Genomic DNA, 23,216 nt, shown 5'->3' with positions numbered 1-23,216 from the left:
CCCTTGTAAGGGGAGAGGGATTAACGACCTCAATCCAGCTTCGCCTCCATGCCCCGCTGCACGGCCGGGCGCGCCATCAGGGCCTCGTACCAGCGCTTCACGTTGGGAAAATCTGCCAGCTCCACCTTGTGACGCGGGTGGCGCCAGGCCCAGCCGAGGATGGCGAAATCGGCGACCGAGAGGTCGCCCGCAACAAAGTCGCGGCCTTCGAGCCGACGATCCAGCACGCCATAGAGCCGACGCGTCTCCGCCATGAAGCGCTTCAAGCCGTAGGCGCGGTCCTGCTCGTTCTCGAGCGCGATGAAATGGTGCACCTGGCCGGGCATCGGCCCGAAACCGCCCATCTGCCACATCAACCATTCGTAGACAGGGATGCGGCCTGCCAGCGATTTCGGCAGGAATTTTCCGGTCTTCTCGCCGAGATAGAGCAGGATCGCGCCGGACTCGAATATGCTGACGGGCTTGCCGTCGGGACCCTCGGGGTCAACGATCGCGGGGATCTTGTTGTTCGGGCTGAGCTTGAGGAACCCTGGGGCCATCTGCTCACCCTTGGTGATGTTCACCGGGATCACCTTGTAGGGCAGCCCCATTTCCTCCAGCGCGACCGAGATTTTCCGGCCGTTCGGCGTGTTCCAGGTGTGGAGCTCGATGGTCATTCTCTGTTTCCTTCCCCAAGAGACGTGGCCTCACCTACTCCAGAAGGTTGCACTGCTACAACCGGCGTGCCGGAATGGCGGACCGGCCGCTGGCGCGGCCGCTCGCCTGTTGACGGGCGATTTGACGGGCCCGCCCCCTCTGGAATGTCACCGCGGCGGGGGATAAATTCCGCCACTTCCAAAAACGCTCCCGAGGGACCGACGTGTCGAAATCTGCCTCCCGCGCCCGCCTGTTCGAAATCATCCGCCGGCGCTCCTTCGGCCGCGGCGAGGTGACGCTCGCGTCGGGCCGCAAGAGCGATTTCTACTTCAATCTCAAGCCGACCATGCTCGACCCGGAGGGCGCGACGCTGCTCGCCGAGCTGACCTATGAAGCGCTGAAGGACGACCGGCTCGATTTCATCGGCGGCCTCGAGATGGGCGCGGTGCCGCTTGCCGGCGCGCTGGCGCAGATCTCCTGGATCAAGGGGCATCCGATCGCGGCCTTCTTCGTGCGCAAGAAGCCGAAGGAGCACGGCGCCAAGCTGGCGATCGAGGGCCTCGCCAAGGGCGAGACGCTTCAGGGCAAGCGCGTCGTGATCGTCGAGGACGTCACCACGACCGGCGCATCGGCGATGAAGGCGGTGGAATCGGTGCGCGAGGCCGGCGCCGATGTGGTGCTGGTGCTCACCATGGTCGACCGCGAGGAAGGCGCCACCGATACGTTCGGCCAAGCCGGCCTGCCGTTCCGCTCGCTCTACAAGGCTTCGGAGTTCTTGAAGGCCTAACGCGACGAAACATCCTGCGCCGTGATACCGGGGCGTGCCGCCTGCGCTCAAGCTTCGGCGGCTGAGCACCGTTGTGGCTCGGCTAGCCTTTGGCGGAACCGTGACCCGGAAGCAACGATCCGTCGGAAGCTGCGCCAGGCCTTAAAGAGGTCACCGCCTCGTCTTGAAACCGCCCCCGCGCAACTGCTCATTTACCATCCCGGAATATGGTGAATCATGTGCTGAGGCCTCGGTCCCAGCCAGTTCAGTAGCGTCGGGTGGAGCGAGCATTGCGTACAGAGTTGTCCCATGCGCGCCGGCGGCGGCGCACGATGCAGGTAGCCGCCCTCCTTGCAACTCCGATGCTCGCGGCATCGGCCCCGGCTTCGGCTGAGGGCCTGTTCGACTTCTTCTTCGGCGGATTGCAGCGGCAGCGGTCGCAGCAGGCAAGCACCTACACCGATCCCTTCACCGGCCAGCAGAATGCGCCGGTTCAGCAAGATGTCCCGCCGACTCGGACGGCGGCCGTCGGCGGCTCGGGTCCGGCCTTTTGCGTGCGCACCTGCGACGGAAAATACTTTCCGTTGATGCGCGGGCTCGCCTCGCCTGCACAGATGTGTCAGGCCTTCTGTCCCGCCAGCGCGACAAAGGTCTATTTCGGCTCCAGCATCGACGGCGCCTATGCGCAGACCGGCGAGCGTTACGCCGACAGCGAGAACGCGTTCGCCTACCGCAAGGCGCTGCGGTCCGATTGCACGTGCAACGGCCGCGAGCCGGTCGGCCTCGCTCCGGTTGATCTCGCGCTGGACTCGTCGCTGAAAGCCGGCGACGTGATCGCCACCTCCGACGGCCTCGTCGCCTATACCGGTATCCGCGTCGGCAACGACCAGACCGCGGATTTCACGCCGGTCGCGTCCTATCCCGGCCTCACCGCCCAGGTCCGCGCCCGCCTCGGCGAAATGAAGGTCGCCCCGGTGCGCGCGGAGACGGTGTCGACGGATGCACCGGCTGCGGAGATTGTCCGCGAGACCCCGCCTGATGTGTCGGTGCCGCAGACGCAGAAGCCGGCGAAGCGCGCGGGGCTGGAGTAGGACCCAACTGTAACCAAGCCGTCATTGCGAGCAAAGCGAAGCAATCCAGAAATGCTCCCGCGGCGACACTCTGGATTGCTTCGCTTCGCTCGCAATGACGAAGGATGTTTGCGTTACCGCCCGATGATCACCCCGATCACGTTCGGCGCCGCCAGATATTTCTCCTCGATCGCGGCACGCGCGGCGGCGCGGTTTTCCGGCGTCAGCAGGCCGCGCCTCTCAGCCAGAATCATCCAGCAAAAGCCCCACCAGTCGGTCAGCATGCCCTGGTCGTCGACGAGGTCATAGCCCTGCTCGGCCGCGAAGATGCGCGCATGCGCCTCATCCAGCGTGTCGAGGAACAGGTGATCCTCGACCGAAAACAGATCGTCGCTGATATCGTCGACCGTGTAGCCCCAGATCGACTGGCACACCGCGTTGAACTCGCGGTCGAACTGGTCGTCATCGACCGCGTAACGCCGCGCTGCCTGATGCAGGCGCGACAACGAGCGCGCGAAATCGGCGATCCGGGTGAGGGCGAATTGATGGAAGGCAATGGTGGACATGTAGTCCTCGCGAAGTCTGGCAGACCCTAGATATTGTGTCGGCAACGCACCGAATCACAATGATATATCAAAGACTTGCTAAAGTGTTCTTAATTCGTTCCAATGCTTCTACAATGTCGTCCCGGCGAAGGCCGGGACCCATAACCACTGCTTTCAGACGTTTCGGAAATGGGCGCCCAGCAATGAATGCCCCGTATTACGCCTACATTTTAGCGAGCCGACGCTACGGCACACTGTACATCGGCATTTGCCACGACCTTAGCGGTCGGCTTGCGTTGCATCGTTCAGGAAGAGGCTCGAAGTTTGTCAAGAAGTACGGCGTGACGCGACTCGTCTACGTCGAGACATACGCCTCGCCAGCCGAAGCGATCGCACGCGAGAAGGCGTTGAATGAATGGCATCGCGACTGGAAGATTCGTTTGATCGAGGGGGATCATCCCGATTGGCGCGACTTGTCCCATCTTCTCTGACAGCCGTGGTTATGGGTCCCGGCCTTCGCGGGGACGACATCATCTTCGTTACACCAATCACCCTCACCTCACCGCAGACATCAGCCTGTCGCCACATGCGCTCGCGTAAAACTTGCCGCCGCATTGACGCTTGATGGCGGCACAGCGCACGGCTGGCGTTGCGTTTTGCGGGAGCGAGACGGCGCAGCTTAAGGCATCGGCGCTGCGGCCCGGTTTGCCGGCGGCGAAGGCGGCGCTGGACGCGGTGATGCAGACGACGAGCAAGGCTGCAGCGGCGATTTCGATCAGCAGTCTCATGGGGCGCCTCCTCCACACTGATGGCCGAATTTGCGCGCAATCTAGCACCGAATTCAGGTTTCTCCGTGGGCTCCCGGGTTTCCAAACCGGCCCATTCCTTGCATAAAATTACGCCAGCGCAGTGCACGGCCGCGCCGGCAGCGGTTCCGGTGCCGGGGCAGGACGCGTAAGCTTGAGTTCGGTAGTCGACCAGGAAGTGACGGCTTTGCAAGATCCATCGTTCCAGCCCAATTTTCCCGCACCCGGCCAGCCCATCGACGAACTCGCGCTGGCGGAGATCAAGGGCGCGATCCTGGCGAAGCTGCGCCTTGCCGTCGGCAAGGACGCGGGCATGGCGACCAGGCACGACTGGTACCAGGCCGCCGCGCTGGCGTTGCGCGATCGCATCGTGCATCGCTGGCTCACCGCGGAGAAGGCCAGCTACGACGCGGGGCGCAAGCGCGTCTACTATCTCTCGCTCGAGTTCCTGATCGGCCGCCTCTTCACCGACGCGCTGAACAACATGGGACTGCTCAACATCTTCGAGGTCGCGCTCGGCGATCTCGGCGTCTCGCTCCCCGACTTGCGCAAATGCGAACCGGATGCGGCGCTCGGCAATGGCGGCCTCGGCCGGCTCGCCGCCTGCTTCATGGAGAGCATGGCGACGCTGTCGATCCCCGCGATCGGCTATGGCATCCGCTATGACTACGGCCTGTTCCGTCAGATCATCAATCAGGGCTGGCAGCAGGAATATCCGGACGAGTGGCTCAGCTTCGGCAACCCCTGGGAATTGCAGCGGCCGGAAGTGATCTATCACGTCCATTTCGGCGGCGGCGTCGAGCATGTCGACGACAAGGGCCGCGACCGCGCGATCTGGCATCCGGCCGAGACGGTGCAGGCGATCGCCTATGACACGCCGATCGTCGGCTGGCGCGGCCAGCACGTCAATGCGCTGCGCCTGTGGTCGGCGCGCTCGCCCGATCCGCTGAAGCTCGACGTGTTCAATTCCGGCGACTATGTCAGCGCAAGCTCCGAGCAGGCGCGCGCGGAAGCGATCTGCAAATTCCTCTATCCGAACGACGAGAGCCCCGCGGGCCGCGAGCTGCGGTTGCGCCAGGAATATTTCTTCGTCTCCGCGTCGCTCCAGGATCTCGTCAAGCGCCACCTCACCTCCGACGGACAGTTGCGCAGCCTGTCGATGAAGGTCGCGGTGCAGCTCAACGACACCCATCCGAGCCTCGCCGTCACCGAGCTGATGCGCATCCTGGTGGACGAGCACAATTTCCGCTGGGACGAGGCCTGGAAGATCACGGTCGCGACCCTGTCATACACCAACCACACGCTGCTGCCCGAGGCGCTGGAGACCTGGCCGGTCGAGCTGTTCGAGCGCCTGTTGCCGCGACATCTCGAGATCATCTACCGCATCAACGTCCAGCATCTGGCGCTTGCGGAAGCGCGCTGTCCCGGCGACATCGATTTCCGTGCTTCGGTCTCGCTGATCGACGAGAGGAGCGGGCGCCGCGTGCGCATGGGCCAGCTCGCCTTCGTCGGCTCGCACCGCATCAACGGCGTCTCGGCGATGCATTCGGACCTGATGCGCGAGACCGTGTTCCACGATCTCAACCATCTCTATCCCGGCCGCATCACCAACAAGACCAACGGCATCACCTTCCGCCGCTGGCTGATGCTGGCGAACCCGAAGCTGACCGACCTGTTGCGCGAGACCTGCGGCGAGGCGGTGCTTGACGATCCGACCCAGCTCAGCCTGATCGAGGCGCGCGCCAGCGACGTCGCGTTCCAGCAGAAATTCCGCGCCGTCAAGCATCACAACAAGACGGCCCTGGCGCGCCTGATCGGCGAGCGGCTCGGCATCAAGGTCGACCCGAGCGCGCTGTTCGATGTGCAGATCAAGCGCATTCACGAATACAAGCGCCAGCTCCTCAACATCATCGAGACGGTCGCGCTGTATCAGGCGATGAAAGACGATCCCAACGGCAACTGGGTGCCGCGGGTCAAAATCTTCGCGGGCAAGGCGGCGGCGAGCTACCGCTATGCCAAGCTGATCATCAAGCTGATCAACGACGTCGCCGACATCGTCAACAATGATCCCGCGATCGCGGGCAGGCTGAAGGTCGCCTTCCTGCCGGATTACAATGTCAGCCTTGCCGAGGTGATCATCCCGGCGGCCGACTTGTCCGAGCAGATCTCGACCGCCGGCATGGAAGCCTCCGGCACGGGCAACATGAAGCTGGCGCTGAACGGCGCCATCACCATCGGCACGCTCGACGGCGCCAACATCGAGATCCGCGACCATGTCGGGCCTGAGAACATCGCGATCTTCGGCATGGAAGCCGGCGACGTGATGATCCGCCGCAAGCAGGGGCTCGATGCTTCCGACGTGATCCGCAGGTCGCCAAAGCTTTTGCGCGCGATCAACTCGATCGCGACCGGCGAGTTCTCGCCCGGCGATCCCGGACGTTTCGAATCCATCGCGCATGCTTTGCGCTATCTCGACCACTACATGGTCAGCGCCGACTTCGACTCCTACTACGAGGCACAGCGCGGCATCGACGCGCGCTGGCAGGTGGTGCCGGCCTGGACGCGCGCCTCTATCCTCAACGTCGCGCGCATGACCTGGTTCTCCTCCGACCGCACCATCCGCGAATATGCCGAGGAGATCTGGAACGTGCCGGTCCATCCGACCACGCCCGTGCTGCCGGGCCTGCGCGACGCCGCGGTCTGATTTTCCACGACGCGAAAATCCGCGTTACCCGCGAGGTTATTGCATCAGGCGCGGAGGATGATGATATGATCGTCATCATCCCCACAAGGCGGCGTCGGCGACGCTGACGCCGTTGCCTCAAACACCGTCATTTGCGAGCGCAGCGAAGCAATCCGGACTGCCTCCGCAGAAAGATTCTGAATTGCTTCGCTGCGCTCGCAATGTCGGTCGGGCGGGCTTCGAGGACTGACTATGCACGCCAAACTCCCGCACCCCTTCGACGAGGCGACGCGCGTTACTGCCGGCGACAGCCGATGGCAGGGGCACACCAGCGACGACTATTGGGCCTTTGTCGGCCCATTCGGCGGCGCGACCGCCGCGACCATCCTGCGCGCGCTGATCGATCATCCACAGCGCGCCGGCGATCCGTTGGCGCTCACCGTCAATTACTGCGCGCCGATCGCGAAGGGACCATTCGATCTCGACGTGCGGCTGGTGAAGGCCAACCGTTCGAGCCAGCACTGGAGCGTCGAACTGTCACAAGGCGGCGGCGAGGTCGCGACCCTCGCGACCGCCGTGTTTGCCGAGCGCCGGCCGTCCTGGTCGCATGCGGTCGCGAAATGCCCGGACGCAAAGCCGTTCGAGCAGACCCTGCCTTTTCCAAAGATCGCGGCATCCTGGGCCAACCAGTATGAATTCCGCTTCGTCGAGGGCGAGATGCGGATCGGCCCGCCACAAGCCGAGCTCGCAAGCACTTATTCCAAGGTCTGGATCGGCGACCGCACGCCGCGCAGGCTCGACATGCTGTCGCTGATGTCGATGTCGGACGCCTTCTTCGGCCGCATCTTCCACGCACGGCGCGAGCTGGTGCCGTTCGGTACGGTGTCGCTGACGACCTATTTCCATACGGATGCGGAGAGCCTTCTGGCCGAGGACATCACCCGCGTCCTCGCGACAGCCGATGCAAAGGTCTTCCACAAGAGCTACGGCGATCAGAACGGCGAGCTATGGTCCCCGAACGGCCGCCTGCTCGCGACCACGACGCAGATCGCGTATTTCAAGGTGTAGGTTCTGACCCTCTCCCCTTGTGGGAGAGGGTCGCTTCGCGAAGCGAAGCGGGGTGAGGGGTTCTCTCCGCGAATGAACCTCTATCAATCGAACGTGCAGAGAGAACCCCTCATCCGGCGCTTCGCGCCACCTTCTCCCACAAGGGGAGAAGGGACAGCAGTCGCCCAAACAAAAAGGGCGGCCTCTCGGCCGCCCTTTGCATTTCCGTTGAACAAAGTTACTCCGCCGCGAGCTTCACGTCCGGAGCTGCCGCACGGATCTCGGCGTCGACCTGGGCTTCGAACTTGGCGAAGTTCTTCTGGAACATGCCGACCAGTGCGCGGGCGGTCTTGTCGAACTCGTCCTTGTCCTTCCAGGTGTTGACCGGATTGAGAATCTCGCTCGGCACGCCCGGCAGCGCCGTTGGGACCGCGAAGCCGAAATACTTGTCGGTGCGGAATTCGACGTTGCGCAAGGAACCGTCGAGCGCCGCGGTCAGCAGCGCCCGCGTCACCTTGATCGGCATGCGCGAGCCGACGCCATACTTGCCGCCGGTCCACCCCGTGTTGACCAGCCAGCAGTCGACATTGTGCTGGGCGATCAGGCCGCGCAGCATGTTGCCGTAGACGCTTGGGTCGAGCGGCAGGAATGGCGAGCCGAAGCAGGTCGAGAATTCCGGCTGCGGCTCGTTGCCGAGACCGCGCTCGGTGCCGGCAACCTTGGCGGTGTAGCCGGAGAGGAAGTGGTACATCGCCTGCGCCGGCGAGAGCTTGGCGATCGGCGGCAGCACGCCGAAGGCGTCGGCGGCGAGCATCACCACGTTCTTTGGCTGCGGCGCACGGCCGGTACGCGAGGCGTTCGGGATGAAGTCGAGCGGATAGGCCGAGCGCGTGTTCTCGGTCTTGGAGCCATCGTCGAAATCCACCACGCGGGTGTCCTCGTCGAGCACGCAGTTCTCAAGCACCGCGCCGAAGCGCGTCGAGGCGGCATAGATCTGAGGCTCGGCTTCCTTGGACAGCTTGATGCACTTGGCGTAGCAGCCGCCCTCGAAGTTGAAGACGCCGTTCGGGCCCCAGCCGTGCTCGTCGTCGCCGATCAGCGTGCGGTTGGGATCGGCCGACAGGGTGGTCTTGCCGGTGCCGGACAGGCCGAAGAAGATCGCGGCATCGCCATTGGCGCCGACATTGGCCGAGCAGTGCATCGGCATCACGCCGCGCTCGGGCAGGTAATAGTTCAGCGTGGTGAAGACCGACTTCTTCATCTCGCCGGCATAGTAGGAGCCGCCGATCAGCACGATCTTGCGGGCGAAATCGATCGCGACGACGTTCTCCGAACGCACGCCGTGACGTTTCGGATCGGCGCGGAAGCTCGGCATGTCGATGATGGTGAGCTCGGGCACGAAGCTCGACAGCTCGACGGCTTCGGGGCGGATCAGCAGCGTGCGGATGAACAGCGAGTGCCAGGCGAGCTCGGTGAAGACGCGGGTCTTGATGCGGTAGGCCGGGTCGGCGCCACCATAGAGGTCTTGCGCGAACAGCGTCTTGCCTTCGGCGTGCTTCAGGAAGTCCTGGTAGAGCGCCTCGAACTGCTCCGCGGTGATCGACTGATTGCCGGCCCACCACATCTTCTGGTCGGTGGTGGCATCACGCACCGTGAACTTGTCCTTCGGGCTGCGGCCGGTGAACTCGCCGGTGTCGGCGCACAGCGCACCGTCTGCAGACAGAACCGCTTCGCCCGCAGCTAGCGAATATTGATAAAGCTGCGGCGCGCCAAGATTCCAATGCACCTGCTTGAGCTTCTTTAAGCCGAATTTGTCGGCGCCGAAGGCACCGTTGCGCACGCCCGTCTCTTGCACGAAGAATCCTCCTAGAACCCGCGACACTCAGCGCGACCAAGTTTGGCGCCATCGCGGTCACCGTGAATAATAGGCCATCCGGCCTCGGCTGGGCGACCTAATAATGATGAACGCTGGCGTTGCCAAGCTGATCCCGCAGGAATTGGTTTATTCAAGGACCGCGCCAAACGTCGCGCATGTCAGCTCTGAGCAGGCGCATCAAAAATTCGCGGATGATCGCGCAACCAAACGCGCGATTCAGCGTTATCCGGTGTTTTTGCGACGCACAATCATGGGGGCAATCTACTGTACTGCACCTTCGCCGATGAGTGCGAACGGTGCCCAGATAGCGGGATATGCATTGCGCGGTGACGATCCGTCGTCGAGATAGGCCAGCATCGCGCGCCGCAAGGCTTCAGCGCGCCCCATTCCCGGTTCGCTCTTGAGCAAATCGAAAGTCGACGTGGTCAAGCGTGTGGCAGCTTCCGAGTCGACCGCCCAATGCGAGACCAGCAGTGCGCGGGCCCCGGCGTAGAAGAACGAGCGCGCCAATCCCGACAGCGCCTCGGCGCCCGGCCTGTCGCCGGCAATCGTATTGCACGCCGACAGCACCACCCAATCCGCATTGAGCTTGAGCGAAGCTACTTCGCTCGCGGTGAGCAGACCGTCGTCGAGCTCGGAGGCTGGTCGGGGATGGAGAGCGCGAGCGAAGGCTCGCCCAGTCCCTTGACGTCGCCGGCGACGAGGCCATGGGTTGCAAAATAGATGATGCTGTATTGAGCAAGCGCTGCGCGCTTGAGCGTCGTCTCGCTGGCATCGCGCCCGAGATGGATATCGGCTTCAGTCGCACCGACATCCTTCGCCACGGCATTGAGCTCGTCCGCGGTGTCGGGAAGCCGCGGCAGCGCTTGCGAAAGCCGTGCACGATCGACGCCCGCACCGCGCCAGAAGTCGGTATAGGCGACAGCCGCCAGACTGCGCGCCGCAACCTTTCCGCTTGCGCGACGGTCGGCCGTCCCGGCTTCGGCAGGGTTGAACACAGGATCGCCAAAGCCGGTCATCGGCTTGGCACCCTGATTGTTGCGTGCAAAGGCGCGCAGCGATTTTAGGCTGACCACCGACGGCAGGACAGAAACCGCCTGACGCCGCAACAGCCAGGCGGCGCTGCGATAACCTTCGAGCTTATCGGGAATGGCAGCTTGCGGCTTCTCCGTGACAAGCAAATGAAACGGCAATGCGGTCAACGCGCCGGAGGGCACCACCAGCAGGCTGCGCTTGTCCTTCGTCAACGCCTCGACCGGACCGAGCAGTGCGACATAGAGCTCGTTGGCGAGCGCAAGGTCGAACAATCCCGACTTGCCCGATGCATCGCGTGCCTTGCCGACATCGAGCCCTCGGCGGAAGGCGGACAATTTCAGCGCCAGCGAATCGGCACCGAGCGAAATTTCCTTCCAGTCGACGTCCTCGCGCGTGATCGCGATGACATAGCTCCGCTCGTCGACGACGGAATAGAGCACCATCGCCTCGTCGGCTGATAGCAATGCCTGAATATCCTTCGCCGTCAGCGGCAGCGGATTGGAGAGCGAGGCGTAGTCGGGGAATTCGACGGCGAGCGTCTTCTGTAAGCCTGAACGCTCGTTCGCGATTCCCACGAGCCGCGCGCGGCTGCGCTGCTCGGCGGCGACGTCGCGCTGGGTGGAGGGTTTCGACACCGCGGCAACGATGGCCTTGTCGAGCGTCTCGGCCTCAGCCGCAAGATCCTGATCGCTGCGCACGAGTTCGGCGAGCCGATCGCTGCCGGCGGCGAGGCGCACCGCGAGCTTGTTGACGGCGAAGGCTGCGGAAGATTGCGTGCCGCGCTGGATCGCGGCGAGCGCATCGTCCAGGGACTTGTCCGCGGGCAACAGAGATTGCTCTCGCGCGGCGAACAGGATCGGCAGCACGACGCGTAACTGCGCGCGATTGTTGCGAAGCGTCTTTTCCGCGAACGGCAAAGCGTCGGCGGTGTTCCCGGACACGTACAGGAAATAGGCGAGATTTCCGGTCGAGGTCGCGACGTCAGGATGATCGGGCCCAAGCGCACGCTCGCGGATCGCCAGCGCGCGCCGATAGAGCGGCTCGGCCTCAGTGTAGCGGCGCTGATGCTCGTAGAGTCCGGCAAGATTGTTCAGGGAGCGCGCGACGTCGGGGTGATCCGGCCCCAGCACCTTTTCGCGAATCGCGAGCGAGCGCTTGATCGGCGCCTCGGCGTCCGCATAGCGATTCAGGTCGCGATCGAGCTGGCCGAGATTGTTGAGGAGCGTCGCGACCGCCGGATGCTCGGGGCCGCCGACCTTCTGGTAGATCGCGAGTGCCTGCCGGAACAGTGGCTCGGCGTCCGCATGGCGCTCCTGCTTCACATAGAACGTGGCGAGATTGTTGAGGGACTGGCCGACATCAGGGTGCTCGCGCGACAGCGACTTTTCGCGAATGGCGAGCGCGCGCTTGAACAACGGTTCGGCCTCGACAAAGCGGCTCTGCCGCTGGTCAAGCGCGGCGAGGTTGTTGAGCACTGGCGCGATCTCGACGCTGTCGAGACCGGCGCCCTTCTCCATCAGCGCGATGGCGCGCTTGTAGAGCGGCTCCGCCTGATCGTCGCGGCCCTGGTCTGCATATATCTGCGCGAGATTGTTGAGCGCCGCCGCGAGGTCGCGGCTGTTATTTGTCTTCTCGAGGTTCGCCACCATCGCCTGCGCCAGCGGCAGCGCCTCGGGATATTTGCCGGCGCTCCTGAGCGCGTTGATCCGCGCGCTCTGAGCAGAGAGATCACCCTTCTGGGCAAGGCCGGGCGTTGCCAGCGATGCGGCGAGCGCGAGCGCCAAGCCGGCGACCAGCGTCAAACGGCGACCTGTCATGAAACCTCTCGGCTGGCGACCGCCGGCCACGTCCGGCCGACACCGTGTTGGGTCGCAGCGATGCGCCGGGGCGTTCAATTTGTCGCAGCTACTCCGCCTTCGCCCGCGCTTCGCCCGCAAGCCTGACCAGCATCTTGCGCAATGCGACGCCGCTGGTGACACGCTCCGGGAACTCCAGCCGCAGCACGGTCTGCGCTGTCTGCATATCGAGCCCTTCGGGATCGCAGCCGCTGCAGCGCCAGTTTCCCGCGGCACTATTGAGAAGCTTTGTCGCGTAGAGATTCATGGTGTCGCGGTGATCGGCATTCATGTGCGCGACGGCCGCCTCTTCCGCGTCCAGCAGGTCCTCGGCCCCGGCGAGATCCGTAAGGAACTGCTCCGGCTTGAGATCGATGATACGGCCGAAGCCCGCTACCAGATGGGTTCCCGTGGGTCGAATCCGAAAGAAGGAGAAATCGTTAAAAGAAACAAAGGCCTCCGCCGACGGATGAGCATTGAGATAGCGCCGCTGCAGCAATTCCCTTTCGGCATCGACCTGTTCGGCTCGGCCCGAGAGCATGATCCGGGCCCCCTCCAGGGGATCGCCGGGGGCGCGCTCGTCCAGCATCAGGGAGACCCTGGCGTCGGCGAGGATGTTCCTGGTGTGAACGGCGAGGCGCGAGATCAGCAGGATCGGAGCACCATCAGGATGGCTCGCCAGATTGACCAGCGAGCAATAGGGATCACCGCTGCCGGCCATCAGCGTTGCCAGGGCGCCCTGACGGGAACGCCGCAGCAGCGATTTGGCGAGCTTTGCGGGGTCGAAATCGGGGGTCGGTTGCATCGGCTTTCTCGGCTCGGGTGGTTGCAAGGGAGGCCTTTTTTCGGGTAAACGAGGGTCCGGTTATGGGTCGAAACACGGCAAATTTGCCGTGTTTCGTGGAACTTGGTCACACTTCAGCCCAGCTTGCATTGCTCGTTGACCTTGTCGAACCCCGAGTTCGGGACCCATGTATGCGGCGCATCACTGGATTGCTCGCCGTTTCAAGCCACGACCCAAAACGGAAAGCAGAAAGCAGAGGCTCATGCCCACAATCGCTTTGGTCGACGACGACCGCAACATTCTCACATCCGTCTCGATCGCGCTGGAAGCCGAAGGCTACCGCATCATGACTTACACCGACGGTGCCTCCGCGCTCGATGGTTTCCGCACCACTCAACCGGATCTTGCCATCCTCGACATCAAGATGCCGCGCATGGACGGCATGGAGACGCTGCGGCGGCTGCGGCAGAAGTCCGACCTGCCGGTGATTTTCCTCACCTCCAAGGATGAAGAGATCGACGAATTGTTCGGCCTCAAGATGGGCGCCGATGATTTCATCCGCAAACCGTTCTCGCAGCGGCTTCTGGTCGAGCGCGTCAAGGCGGTGCTGCGCCGCTCAGCGCCGAAGGATCCGGCCGCCGTGCCGAAGGAGAACGACGCCAAGGCACTCGATCGCGGCCTGCTGCGCATGGATCCCGAGCGGCATACCTGCACCTGGAAGAACGAGCCGGTGACGCTGACGGTGACCGAATTCCTCATCCTCCAGGCCCTGGCAACGCGGCCCGGCGTGGTGAAGAGCCGCAACGCGCTGATGGACGCCGCCTATGACGATCAAGTCTATGTCGACGACCGCACCATCGACAGCCACATCAAGCGGCTGCGCAAGAAGTTCAAGGTGGTCGACAACGAGTTCGAGATGATCGAGACGCTGTACGGCGTCGGTTACCGTTTCAAGGAAGCCTAAAGGCGCGCACGCCTTCATGAATGCTGCAGGGCCCGTATCGGTTCTGATTCCATCAGGACCGATATGGTTCTAGGATGCGGGGCCCCCAATCGCACGAGCTGACCTAACGCGGGCGTAAGCATTGCTTGACCGAACGCAGCCTCATTCGAGCGTGAATGCCGAGGACGCCATCCACGGCGTGCCGGATCGTGCGGTCGAGGACAAGCCGCCCGCGCAAGGCTGGCGGCCGCTGAACTGGCTCAAGCGCGCCGGGCAGTTCTTCTTTGCTCTGTCGTTCTCGAGCCTGACCCGCCGCATCGTCTCGCTCAACCTCGCGGGCCTCGTCGCGCTGGTCGCGAGCATCCTGTATCTCTCGCAATTCCGCGCCGGCCTGATCGACGCCCGCGCGCAGAGCCTCCTGGTGCAGGCCGAAATCATCGCCGGTGCAATCGCGGCCTCCGCCACCGTGCAGACCAACGCCATCACCATCGATCCCGACCGGCTGCTCGACCTCAAGCCAGGCGAGACCTATGGTGGGTCGGACGAGTATTCGCCGCTGGATTTCCCGATCAATCCGGAGCGCGTGGCGCCGGTGCTGCGCACGCTGATCTCGCCGACCAAGACCCGCGCCCGCATCTACGATCCGAACGGCAGCCTGCTGCTCGACAGCCGCAACCTCGAGAACGTGCTGCGCCTCGATTTGCCGCCGCCCTCCGCCGAGAAGCCGAACATCGTCGAGCGCGGCATGGTCGCGGTGCGCACCTGGCTGAACCGCGGCGACCTGCCGCTCTACCGCGAGCTCGGGCCGGAGAACGGCAATGGCTATTCGGAGGTGGCCGATGCGCTCCAAGGCCAGAAGCGCTCGATGGTGCGGGTCAATTCGCGCGGCGAGGTGATCGTCTCGGTCGCAGTCCCCGTGCTGCGCTCACGCGCCATCCACGGCGCGCTGATGCTGTCGACACAGGGCGACGACATCGACCAGATGGTGACCGCCGAACGCCTCGCGATCCTGAAGGTGGGTGGCGTCGCGGCCGCAGTCATGATCATGCTGTCGCTGCTGCTCGCAAGCACGATCGCTGGTCCCGTGCGCCGGCTCGCCGACAGCGCCGAGCGCGTCCGCCGCCGCATCAAGACCCGCGTCGAGATTCCCGACTTCACCCGCCGCCGCGACGAGATCGGCCATCTCTCCGGCGCGCTCCGCGACATGACGAATGCGCTCTACAGCCGCATCGAGGCGATCGAGATGTTCGCCGCCGACGTGGCCCATGAGCTGAAGAATCCGCTGACCTCACTGCGCTCCGCGGTGGAGACGCTGCCGCTGGCGCGCAACGAGAACAGCCGCGGACGCCTGCTCGAGGTGATCGAGCATGACGTCAAGCGGCTGGACCGGCTGATCTCGGACATTTCCGATGCAAGCCGGCTCGATGCCGAGCTGCAGCGGCAGGATGCGATTCCGGTTGATCTCAGGCGCCTCTTGAGCACGCTGGTTTCGGTCGCCAACGAGACCAAGCTCGGCCACGACGTCGCGGTCGAGGCGCGCTTCGAGGGCCGTGGCCCGACCGACAACTTTTCAGTGCCCGGTCATGATTCACGGCTGGGACAGGTGGTCTCCAACCTGCTCTCCAACGCGCAATCCTTCTCCGAGCGCGGCAGCAAGGTGCGCCTCACCTGCCGCCGCGTGCGCGCCGAGATCGAGATCGTGATCGACGACGACGGCCCCGGCATCCGCGAGGACGCGCTGGAGCGCATCTTCGAGCGCTTCTACACCGACCGGCCGCATCAGGGCTTCGGCCAGAACTCCGGTCTCGGACTTTCGATCTCCAAGCAGATCATCGATGCACATGGCGGACGCATCTGGGCGGAGAACCGCGCAGGCCCGCCAGACGCCGACGGCGCCCCGACGGTTGCCGGCGCACGCTTCGTGGTGAGGTTGCCGGCGCTATGAGCGAAGACGGCCCGAGCGTTCACGCCTCCGCGGTCAAAGTGGGAAATTTGGCGGTGCTGATCCGCGGGCCTTCGGGCTCCGGCAAGTCGCGGCTTGCCTTTGATTTGATCATGACAGGGCGCAGCGGGGTGGTCGAAACGGCCGTTCTGGTCGGCGATGACCGTGTCCATCTGGCGACAGTCGGCAACGAAATTGAGGTCCGCCCTGCCCGCATGTTGGCCGGCCTGATCGAGATCCGTGGCCTCGGAATTCGCCGCTGCGACTTCGTGGAGCGTGCGACGGTCGGTCTCGTGGTCGATCTCGCCGCTCCGGACGCCGAACGCCTGCCACCGCCCGAGGCGCTCAAAACGCGCATTTTTGGTGTTGAAATACCGCGAATCCCGGTCGGCAGCGACCATTCGCCGCTGCCTTTGGTTGTCGCAGCCTTGACCACTACCAAAAGTTCATCTTCCGTTAACCCTTCGGGCGATTGTTTGAAGGGAAATGGTAACCATATGAACCCCACTATCGCGACCGAATAGACCGGCGCAGCTCCCCTCATCCATCCGTCTAGATTCAGGGAGATACGCAACATCCCCTCTTGCGCAGGGGCTCTGGATGGTCAAAGTGGCGCGTTCGTGCGGCGCACCAAGAGCGCCCGCGAGGAGTTTTCCGATGATTGGTCTAGTACTTGTGACCCACGGGCGCCTTGCCGACGAATTCAAGGCGGCGCTTGAACATGTCATGGGTCCGCAAAAGCAAATCGAAGCGATCACGATCGGCGCCGAGGATGATTCCGATCTCTGTCGAAGCGACATCATCGAGGCGGTTAACCGCGTCGATTCCGGCGACGGCGTTGCGATCCTCACCGACATGTTCGGCGGCACGCCCTCCAACTTGGCAATATCCTGCATGAGCCGGCCCAAGGTCGAAGTGCTCGCGGGCATCAACCTTCCCATGCTGGTGAAGCTCGCGAAGGTTCGCGAGGAGCGTTCGTTGCCGGACGCGATCGCGATGGCCCAGGAAGCGGGCCGCAAATACGTCACCATCGCCAGCCGCGTGCTCGCCGGCAAATGAGCGACGACGCGCCGCTCGGAAACCAGGCCGGGACAGGCGTGCCCGCGGGAGCGATCTCCAAAGAGCTTCTGATCATCAACAAGCGCGGCCTGCACGCCCGCGCCTCCGCAAAATTCGTTCAGACCGTCGAGCGCTTCGACGCGCAGGTGTGGGTGACGCGCGGCGGCGAGACCGTCGGCGGCACCTCGATCATGGGCCTGATGATGCTCGCTGCCGGCCCCGGCACCACCATCACCGTGGCGGCCGCCGGCACCGACGCTGAAGCTGCACTCGCAGCGATTACCGAACTCGTCGAGAGCAAGTTCAACGAGGAAGGGACGTAGCCCGTGCTGGGCTGCGCGCCCTCGCCCCGCTTGCGGGGAGAGGTGAAGGCGTCACTTCGCCGGCGGCGCGATGTAGACGTTCCAGGTCATTGCCGGGCCGGCCTTGCCGTGGGTGAAGCGCCGTGTCGTCATCACCATGCGCTCGGCATTCGGCGCGGTTTCCGACATCCATTTCTCGAACGCAGGCAGGCGAGGATCGGTCGTATCGAACACGCCGATGAAGCCCTCCTTCTTGACGTCCTCCAGCGAGGTCAGCCCCGAGCTCCAGGCTTCGTTCGGCGTGAACGGGCTCGGATGATCCTGGCTGTAGAACACCATCGGCTGGATGGTTTCCATGGTGCCGGCGACCACCGGCCAGCGCGAGGCGAAACGGGTATGCCAGGCGTGCGTCAATTCGCGCGCAAGCTCCGAGCGCGCGCCATAGGTCGCCGTGTTGCCGGCATTGGCGGCCATCTCGCGCGTTGCAATCCATGGCGAGGCGGCGAGCGTCGCGACGCTGAGCACGAGCCAGATCGCGGCGATGTTGAACAGGCTTGCGCCCTGCACCCGCAGCGCAGGGATGGCGACCAGCGCCAGCGGCACCAGGAAAAACAGCGATATGCCCCAATCGGTCTTCAGGTAGACGCTGAAGGCGAGCGCGCCGAGCGGCGGGCCGAGCGCGACGATGATCTGGATGATCCAGACATTCAGCGCCTGCGAACGGTCGACGCCGGAATTGGCGCCGCGCGCCCAGGCCCGTGTGACAATGCGCAAGGGCGCGCGCAGGAGCAGCGTGAACCACGGCGGCACCAGCGCGATGGCGAGCGCAGCCAGCGCGACCGGCAAGGCCAGCAGCGCGACGTTGTGCAGGACGTAGCCGAACACGAGCTGCCGCACGTAGCTCTCGTGTCCTTCGAGACTATAGGTATCCCCCGCATAGGTCAGCGGGACGAAATGCGCTTCCGCCAGCCAGATGATGTGCGGGATCATCGCGACGAGAAGCGTCGCGATCGCAACCCAGGGCGCCGGCGAACGCAGGAACTTCAGCCGCTCCGGATGGAGCAGCGCCGCAAGCCCGATGGCGCCGATCATGGTCAGCACCCAATACTTGGTCATCAGCGCCAGCGCACCGGCAAGCCCGAGAAAGAATCCGGACTGCCAGCTCCGCTTCTCGAACGCGTTGAGATAGGCGAGCACGACGAGCGGCAGGGTGACGAGTTGCAGCAGGTCCGCGTTGTACTTGAACCCCTTGAAATTGAAGATCGGATAGAGCGCGACCATCACCACGACCAGGAACGCGCGCCTGGCGTCCACCACGCGCAGTGCGACGAGCCAGCAGATCACCATGCCGACGCTGACGGTCGCCATCGCGAGCGCGTAGGTCGCCCAGTCCGTCGCCGGGAACGCCTTGAACCAGAGGCCGGCGATCCAGCCCGACAGCGGCGGGTGCTTGCCGTAGCCGAACAGGAATTTCTGGCCCCAGGCATAGGCTTCTGCGACGTCCATATGAACGTCCTGTGCCGCCTTGAGATTGATCAGGATGAAGGTCCAGAGCACCGCATGCAGGATGGCAAGCTGGATCACCAGCCACAGGCTGGCCTCGGGGCGGGTCGCGCAGGCAACCAGCCAGGCTTTGAAGCGGCCAAAGCTCACCCGGGTCTTCGCGCGCGCTCTGGCAGATGGGATCGAGGTCGTCGACATGGGCCGTTGCGTAGCGCGTTTTGAGCCCTCGTGGAATCAGCTTGGCGTGAAGAAAGGCCCTGAAAATACAGCAATATGGTTGCCGCACGGGGATGTGAGTGGTATCCCGCGCCCATGACGACCGTCCCCATTTCCAACATCCGCAATTTCTCCATCGTCGCCCATATCGACCATGGCAAATCGACGCTGGCCGACCGCCTGATCCAGATGACCGGTGGCCTGTCCGACCGCGAAATGGCGGGCAAGGAGCAGGTGCTCGATTCCATGGATATCGAGCGCGAACGCGGCATCACCATCAAGGCGCAGACCGTTCGGCTCTCGTACCGCGCCAAGGACGGCAAGGATTACATCTTCAACCTGATGGACACGCCCGGCCATGTCGACTTCGCCTATGAGGTCTCGCGGTCGCTGGCGGCCTGCGAGGGTTCCCTGCTGGTGGTCGACGCCAGCCAGGGCGTCGAGGCGCAGACGCTCGCCAATGTCTACCAGGCGCTCGACAACAACCACGAGATCGTTCCGGTCCTGAACAAGGTCGACCTGCCCGCCGCCGAGCCTGAGAAGATCAAGCAGCAGATCGAGGACGTCATCGGCATCGATGCGTCCGACGCGGTGATGATCTCGGCCAAGACCGGCCTCGGGGTGCCTGATGTGCTGGAAGCCATCGTCACCCGCCTGCCGCCGCCGAAGGGCGACCGCGACGCGACGCTGAAGGCGCTGCTGGTGGATAGCTGGTACGACGTCTATCTCGGCGTCGTCGTGCTCGTGCGCATCGTCGACGGCGTGATGAAGAAGGGCCAGCGCGTCCGCATGATGGGCACCGGCGCGGCCTATGACGTCGAGCGCGTCGGCTTCTTCACGCCGAAGATGCAGCAGGTCGAGGAGCTCGGCCCCGGCGAGATCGGCTTCATCACCGCCGCGATCAAGGAGGTCGCCGACACCCGCGTCGGCGACACCATCACGGACGACAGGAAGCCCGTTGCCGACATGCTGCCCGGCTTCAAGCCGGCGATCCCGGTGGTGTTCTGCGGCCTGTTCCCGGTCGATGCTGACGACTTCGAGACGCTGCGCGCCGCGATGGGCAAGCTCAGGCTCAACGACGCCAGCTTCTCCTTCGAGATGGAGACCTCGGCCGCGCTGGGCTTCGGCTTCCGCTGCGGCTTCCTCGGGCTGCTGCATCTGGAGATCATCCAGGAGCGGCTGTCGCGCGAGTTCGATCTCAATCTGATCGCGACCGCGCCGAGCGTCATCTACAAGATGAAGCTGACCGACGGCACCGAGATCGAGATCCACAATCCCGTCGACATGCCCGACGTGGTCAAGATCGCGGAGATCGACGAACCCTGGATCGAGGCCACGATCCTCACCCCGGACGAGTATCTCGGCAGCGTGCTGAAGCTGTGTCAGGACCGCCGCGGCTCGCAGAAGGAGCTCACTTACGTCGGCTCCCGCGCAATGGTGAAATACGACTTGCCGCTCAACGAGGTCGTGTTCGACTTCTACGACCGCCTGAAATCGGTCTCCAAGGGCTACGCCTCGTTCGACTATCATCTCACCGACTACAAGCCGGCCGATCTCGTCAAGATGCAGATCCTGGTCAACGGCGAGCCGGTCGATGCGCTCTCCATGCTGGTGCATCGCACCCGCGCGGAAGGCCGCGGCCGCGCCATGGTCGAGAAGATGAAGGAGCTGATCCCGCCGCACATGTTCCAGATCCCGATCCAGGCGGCGATCGGCGGCAAGGTGATCGCCCGCGAGACCGTGCGCGCGCTGCGCAAGGACGTCACCGCAAAGTGCTACGGCGGCGACATCACGCGTAAGCGCAAGCTTCTGGAAAAGCAGAAGGAAGGCAAGAAGAAGATGCGGCAGTTCGGCAAGGTCGACATCCCGCAGGAAGCCTTCATTGCCGCGCTGAAGGTGGATAGCTGAGGCGAAGACTGAAAGCCACCTGAAGCGCGACGGAATCAGGTCCGGTCCGAGATTTTCGCGACCGGACTGCAAGAATCTCGAAAACAACCCCATGCACAGTAGCCGGCGACTTGTCGGCATTACGTTTTTTCGATTTTGCGAAACCCCATTTGACACGTCGGGCAAAACACCGGCAGGATGCCCATCCTCGCGGCTCGTGGGCCCGGTGGGCTTTGCGAACCCGCCGAAACGGCGCAGTCGGCAAGAGCGACATTCCGCAAAGGGGCTCTCCTTGCCGCGCCAAATTATGCTGCAGGCATATACGGCGGTGCGCACTGGCGCTCTTTCCATATCCCAGACAAACCTCGGTCAGTGCGGCTGACGCGTTTCAACTTAGCTGCAATGACCGTGAGAGCCCGTTTGGCGCCGCAGTCCGATCCATCGTAGAATATTGGTGGGTTGGTGGGCCATGTGCGGGCCATGGTGCAAGAGCGGGTTCGAGTCGAGCGTAGATTATCGGCGATCTTGGCCGCCGACGTGGCTGGCTATTCTCGGCTCATGCACAATGACGAAGAGGCGACCCACGCCAAGCTGACGGCACTCCTCGCCGGAGGTGTCGAGCCCGCGATTGCGCAGCACGGCGGCCGCATCGTGAAGAACACCGGCGACGGGTTTTTGGCGGAGTTTCCAAGCGCGGTCGAAGCGGTGCGGGCTGCCATGCAGTTCCAGTCCCGCATCAACGAGCTTACCAGCGACGATGCGGAAGACAGGCGCATTCTCTTCCGTGTGGGGCTCAATATCGGCGACATCATCGTCGAAGCCCATGACATCTTTGGAGACGGCGTCAACATTGCGGCGCGGCTCGAGAGCATCGCCGAACCCGGCGGCATCTGTATCTCTCAGACTGTCTTCAATCACGCGCGCGATAAGGTACCTTTCGACGTCGAGGAAGCGGGCGAGCAAACTCTGAAAAACATCGCCCGGCCTGTCCACGTTTACCGCATCATCATCGACCCCGCCCCGCGGACTGCGACGCCCAAACGCGAGATTCCCGCGCTCGCGTTGCCTGACAAACCGTCCGTCGCCGTGCTGCCGCTGACCAATATGAGCGGCGACCCCGAGCAGGAATTCGTGTCCGACGGTATAGCCGAAGATGTGATCACGGCGCTATCGCGCTATCCCTCACTGTTCGTCATCGCTCGGAACTCGTCGTTCACCTACAAGGGGCGAGCGGTTGATGTGAGACAGGTCGGGCGCGAGCTCGGCGTCCGCTACGTGCTTGAAGGCAGCGTGCGCAAGGCCGGCGGTCGGATCCGCGTGACCGCGCAGCTCATAGAGGCGGCGACCAGCAATCATGTGTGGGCCGAGCGCTACGACCGCGATCTCGCGGATGTTTTCGCCGTGCAGGATGAGCTTACCGAGGCGCTGACGACTGCGCTCGCCCCCGCCATTGCAGACGCCGAGCTCCGACGCGCCATGCGCAGGCCGCCGGGGAGCCTTGATGCCTGGGCAGCCTATCAGCGCGGCCTGTGGCATCTGAGCAAAGCGACCGCAGACGACGATGAGATCGCAGAGCAATTCTTCAGACAGGCGATCGATCTCGACCCAACCTTCGGCGGCAGCTACAGCGCGCTCGCGCTCTATCAACTGCAAGCGGCCGCGCTCTACCAGAAGATAGGCCTGCGAGACGCGCAACGCTCGGCGGAGGCCTTGGCCCGCCGGGCGGTCGCGCTCGATGGCGCCGATGCGGAAGCCCGTTCGTGCCTTGGCTGGGCCTTGCAAGCACGCGGCGAGGCTGACGATGCGTTGGCGGAGATCGAGCGGGCTCTCTCCATGAGTCCAAATCTGGCGATCGCGCATGGCCATCGAGGCGCGACGCTGATCTTTGCTGAACGGCCCGAGGAGGGGGTCACGGCTCTCAAGGCGTGCATCAGGCTCGATCCCCGCGACCCCTATCTGGCAGTCCGCTTGTTGCACATTGCGTGCGGCTTATATTTCTGCGGCGAATACGCGGCTTCGATCGAGGCCGCAAAACGTCTGATCCGGTCGTATCCCGATTTTCCGATGATCTACCGCTGGTTCGCGGCGGCGCTGGGCCAGCTTGGCCGCACGGCGGAAGCGAGGGAAGAGCTGGAAAAGGCCGTGTCGCGTGCACCGGGGGCATTCGACATGTATGTCCGCAACAGGGCTCCGTGGTTTCGGCCAGAGGACCACGCACATCTCATCGACGGTCTGCGTAAGGCCGGATGGAGGGGGTGAGGCTGCATTGAACTTCGGGTCA

18 protein-coding genes and 1 pseudogene are annotated in these 23,216 nt (G+C 63.9%); 12 read left to right on the top strand and 7 right to left on the bottom strand.

Annotated features, from left to right (window positions below):
- Positions 1-29: 29 nt before the first annotated feature.
- Positions 30-656 carry a glutathione S-transferase family protein gene (locus MTX21_RS28425; protein WP_280967955.1) on the bottom strand — a complete coding sequence of 209 codons (627 nt, stop codon included), beginning with the start codon at positions 654-656 and terminating at the stop codon, positions 30-32.
- A gap of 203 nt (positions 657-859) precedes the next feature.
- Between MTX21_RS28425 and pyrE the strand changes: the two genes are divergently transcribed.
- Both pyrE and MTX21_RS28415 read left to right on the top strand, forming a co-directional pair.
- The gene (gene pyrE, locus MTX21_RS28420; protein ID WP_280967954.1) at positions 860-1,423 is read left to right on the top strand and encodes an orotate phosphoribosyltransferase; all 564 of its coding nucleotides are present in this window, start codon (positions 860-862) and stop codon (positions 1,421-1,423) included.
- Positions 1,424-1,734: 311 nt separating this feature from the next.
- Positions 1,735-2,493, top strand: coding sequence for a DUF2865 domain-containing protein (locus MTX21_RS28415; protein WP_280967953.1), 759 nt, complete (start codon positions 1,735-1,737; stop codon positions 2,491-2,493).
- Between the two features lie 113 nt (positions 2,494-2,606).
- Here the strand turns inward: MTX21_RS28415 and MTX21_RS28410 are convergent, their stop codons facing one another.
- Positions 2,607-3,038: a hypothetical protein gene (locus MTX21_RS28410; RefSeq protein ID WP_280967952.1), complete on the bottom strand. Its 432-nt coding sequence runs from the start codon at positions 3,036-3,038 to the stop codon at positions 2,607-2,609.
- A gap of 182 nt (positions 3,039-3,220) precedes the next feature.
- On the opposite strand from MTX21_RS28410, the gene MTX21_RS28405 reads away from it, so the two are divergent.
- On the top strand, positions 3,221-3,508 hold the full coding sequence (locus MTX21_RS28405) for a GIY-YIG nuclease family protein (RefSeq protein ID WP_280967951.1): 288 nt from the start codon (positions 3,221-3,223) through the stop codon (positions 3,506-3,508).
- Positions 3,509-3,571: 63 nt separating this feature from the next.
- On the opposite strand, the gene MTX21_RS28400 is transcribed toward MTX21_RS28405, so the two are convergent.
- The gene (locus tag MTX21_RS28400) at positions 3,572-3,805 is read right to left on the bottom strand and encodes a hypothetical protein (protein WP_280967950.1); all 234 of its coding nucleotides are present in this window, start codon (positions 3,803-3,805) and stop codon (positions 3,572-3,574) included.
- A 205-nt stretch (positions 3,806-4,010) separates the two neighbouring features.
- On the opposite strand from MTX21_RS28400, the gene MTX21_RS28395 reads away from it, so the two are divergent.
- Together MTX21_RS28395 and MTX21_RS28390 are read left to right on the top strand one after the other, a co-directional pair.
- Positions 4,011-6,527, top strand: a complete 2,517-nt coding sequence (locus tag MTX21_RS28395; protein ID WP_280971180.1) for a glycogen/starch/alpha-glucan phosphorylase — start codon at positions 4,011-4,013, stop codon at positions 6,525-6,527.
- Positions 6,528-6,758: 231 nt separating this feature from the next.
- On the top strand, positions 6,759-7,574 hold the full coding sequence (locus MTX21_RS28390; RefSeq protein WP_280967949.1) for a thioesterase family protein: 816 nt from the start codon (positions 6,759-6,761) through the stop codon (positions 7,572-7,574).
- A 217-nt stretch (positions 7,575-7,791) separates the two neighbouring features.
- Here MTX21_RS28390 and MTX21_RS28385 read toward each other — a convergent pair whose 3' ends face one another.
- From MTX21_RS28385 to MTX21_RS28375, 3 genes and pseudogenes are all read right to left on the bottom strand, one after another.
- Entirely contained in the window at positions 7,792-9,408 is a 1,617-nt protein-coding gene (locus tag MTX21_RS28385; RefSeq protein WP_280967948.1) for a phosphoenolpyruvate carboxykinase, read from the bottom strand.
- A 282-nt stretch (positions 9,409-9,690) separates the two neighbouring features.
- Positions 9,691-12,281: pseudogene (locus MTX21_RS28380) on the bottom strand (CHAT domain-containing tetratricopeptide repeat protein).
- An 88-nt stretch (positions 12,282-12,369) separates the two neighbouring features.
- Positions 12,370-13,104: a DUF2470 domain-containing protein gene (locus tag MTX21_RS28375; RefSeq protein ID WP_280967947.1), complete on the bottom strand. Its 735-nt coding sequence runs from the start codon at positions 13,102-13,104 to the stop codon at positions 12,370-12,372.
- Positions 13,105-13,345: 241 nt separating this feature from the next.
- Between MTX21_RS28375 and MTX21_RS28370 the strand changes: the two genes are divergently transcribed.
- The 5 genes from MTX21_RS28370 (at position 13,346) to MTX21_RS28350 (ending at position 17,350) form a co-directional block, all read left to right on the top strand.
- Positions 13,346-14,047: a response regulator transcription factor gene (locus MTX21_RS28370; protein WP_280967946.1), complete on the top strand. Its 702-nt coding sequence runs from the start codon at positions 13,346-13,348 to the stop codon at positions 14,045-14,047.
- Positions 14,048-14,168: 121 nt separating this feature from the next.
- Complete coding sequence (locus MTX21_RS28365; protein WP_280967945.1) at positions 14,169-15,971, top strand: sensor histidine kinase; 1,803 nt, start codon at positions 14,169-14,171, stop codon at positions 15,969-15,971.
- Positions 15,968-16,492 (top strand): HPr kinase/phosphatase C-terminal domain-containing protein, encoded by a 525-nt coding sequence (locus tag MTX21_RS28360; RefSeq protein ID WP_280967944.1) that lies wholly within the window; start codon positions 15,968-15,970, stop codon positions 16,490-16,492. The genes MTX21_RS28365 and MTX21_RS28360 overlap by 4 nt, the downstream gene beginning before the upstream one ends.
- A gap of 133 nt (positions 16,493-16,625) precedes the next feature.
- On the top strand, positions 16,626-17,027 hold the full coding sequence (locus MTX21_RS28355; RefSeq protein WP_024339151.1) for a PTS sugar transporter subunit IIA: 402 nt from the start codon (positions 16,626-16,628) through the stop codon (positions 17,025-17,027).
- On the top strand, positions 17,024-17,350 hold the full coding sequence (locus MTX21_RS28350; RefSeq protein ID WP_280967943.1) for an HPr family phosphocarrier protein: 327 nt from the start codon (positions 17,024-17,026) through the stop codon (positions 17,348-17,350). Before MTX21_RS28355 ends, MTX21_RS28350 begins: the two co-directional genes overlap by 4 nt.
- Before the next feature lie 51 nt (positions 17,351-17,401).
- Here MTX21_RS28350 and MTX21_RS28345 read toward each other — a convergent pair whose 3' ends face one another.
- Positions 17,402-19,030: a glycosyltransferase family 39 protein gene (locus tag MTX21_RS28345; RefSeq protein ID WP_280967942.1), complete on the bottom strand. Its 1,629-nt coding sequence runs from the start codon at positions 19,028-19,030 to the stop codon at positions 17,402-17,404.
- A 114-nt stretch (positions 19,031-19,144) separates the two neighbouring features.
- Between MTX21_RS28345 and lepA the strand changes: the two genes are divergently transcribed.
- Both lepA and MTX21_RS28335 read left to right on the top strand, forming a co-directional pair.
- Positions 19,145-20,956, top strand: coding sequence for a translation elongation factor 4 (lepA, locus tag MTX21_RS28340; protein WP_280967941.1), 1,812 nt, complete (start codon positions 19,145-19,147; stop codon positions 20,954-20,956).
- A gap of 504 nt (positions 20,957-21,460) precedes the next feature.
- Entirely contained in the window at positions 21,461-23,194 is a 1,734-nt protein-coding gene (locus MTX21_RS28335) for an adenylate/guanylate cyclase domain-containing protein (RefSeq protein ID WP_280967940.1), read from the top strand.
- The last annotated feature ends 22 nt before the right edge of the window (positions 23,195-23,216 follow it).

Source organism: Bradyrhizobium sp. ISRA430 (genome assembly GCF_029909975.1).
In the GTDB taxonomy this organism is placed as follows: Bacteria; Pseudomonadota; Alphaproteobacteria; order Rhizobiales; family Xanthobacteraceae; genus Bradyrhizobium.
This window is presented reverse-complemented; position numbering and strand designations above follow the sequence as displayed.

Excerpts from the sequence above, each read along its gene's own strand:
- MTX21_RS28425 (WP_280967955.1), bottom strand. The coding sequence starts at position 656 with ATGACCATCGAGCTCCACACCTGGAACACGCCGAACGGCCGGAAAATC.
- MTX21_RS28415 (WP_280967953.1), top strand. The coding sequence starts at position 1,735 with ATGCAGGTAGCCGCCCTCCTTGCAACTCCGATGCTCGCGGCATCGGCC.
- MTX21_RS28410 (WP_280967952.1), bottom strand. The coding sequence starts at position 3,038 with ATGTCCACCATTGCCTTCCATCAATTCGCCCTCACCCGGATCGCCGAT.
- MTX21_RS28405 (WP_280967951.1), top strand. The coding sequence starts at position 3,221 with ATGAATGCCCCGTATTACGCCTACATTTTAGCGAGCCGACGCTACGGC.
- MTX21_RS28400 (WP_280967950.1), bottom strand. The coding sequence starts at position 3,805 with ATGAGACTGCTGATCGAAATCGCCGCTGCAGCCTTGCTCGTCGTCTGC.
- MTX21_RS28390 (WP_280967949.1), top strand. The coding sequence starts at position 6,759 with ATGCACGCCAAACTCCCGCACCCCTTCGACGAGGCGACGCGCGTTACT.
- MTX21_RS28375 (WP_280967947.1), bottom strand. The coding sequence starts at position 13,104 with ATGCAACCGACCCCCGATTTCGACCCCGCAAAGCTCGCCAAATCGCTG.
- MTX21_RS28370 (WP_280967946.1), top strand. The coding sequence starts at position 13,346 with ATGCCCACAATCGCTTTGGTCGACGACGACCGCAACATTCTCACATCC.
- MTX21_RS28360 (WP_280967944.1), top strand. The coding sequence starts at position 15,968 with ATGAGCGAAGACGGCCCGAGCGTTCACGCCTCCGCGGTCAAAGTGGGA.
- MTX21_RS28355 (WP_024339151.1), top strand. The coding sequence starts at position 16,626 with ATGATTGGTCTAGTACTTGTGACCCACGGGCGCCTTGCCGACGAATTC.
- MTX21_RS28350 (WP_280967943.1), top strand. The coding sequence starts at position 17,024 with ATGAGCGACGACGCGCCGCTCGGAAACCAGGCCGGGACAGGCGTGCCC.
- MTX21_RS28345 (WP_280967942.1), bottom strand. The coding sequence starts at position 19,030 with ATGTCGACGACCTCGATCCCATCTGCCAGAGCGCGCGCGAAGACCCGG.
- lepA (WP_280967941.1), top strand. The coding sequence starts at position 19,145 with ATGACGACCGTCCCCATTTCCAACATCCGCAATTTCTCCATCGTCGCC.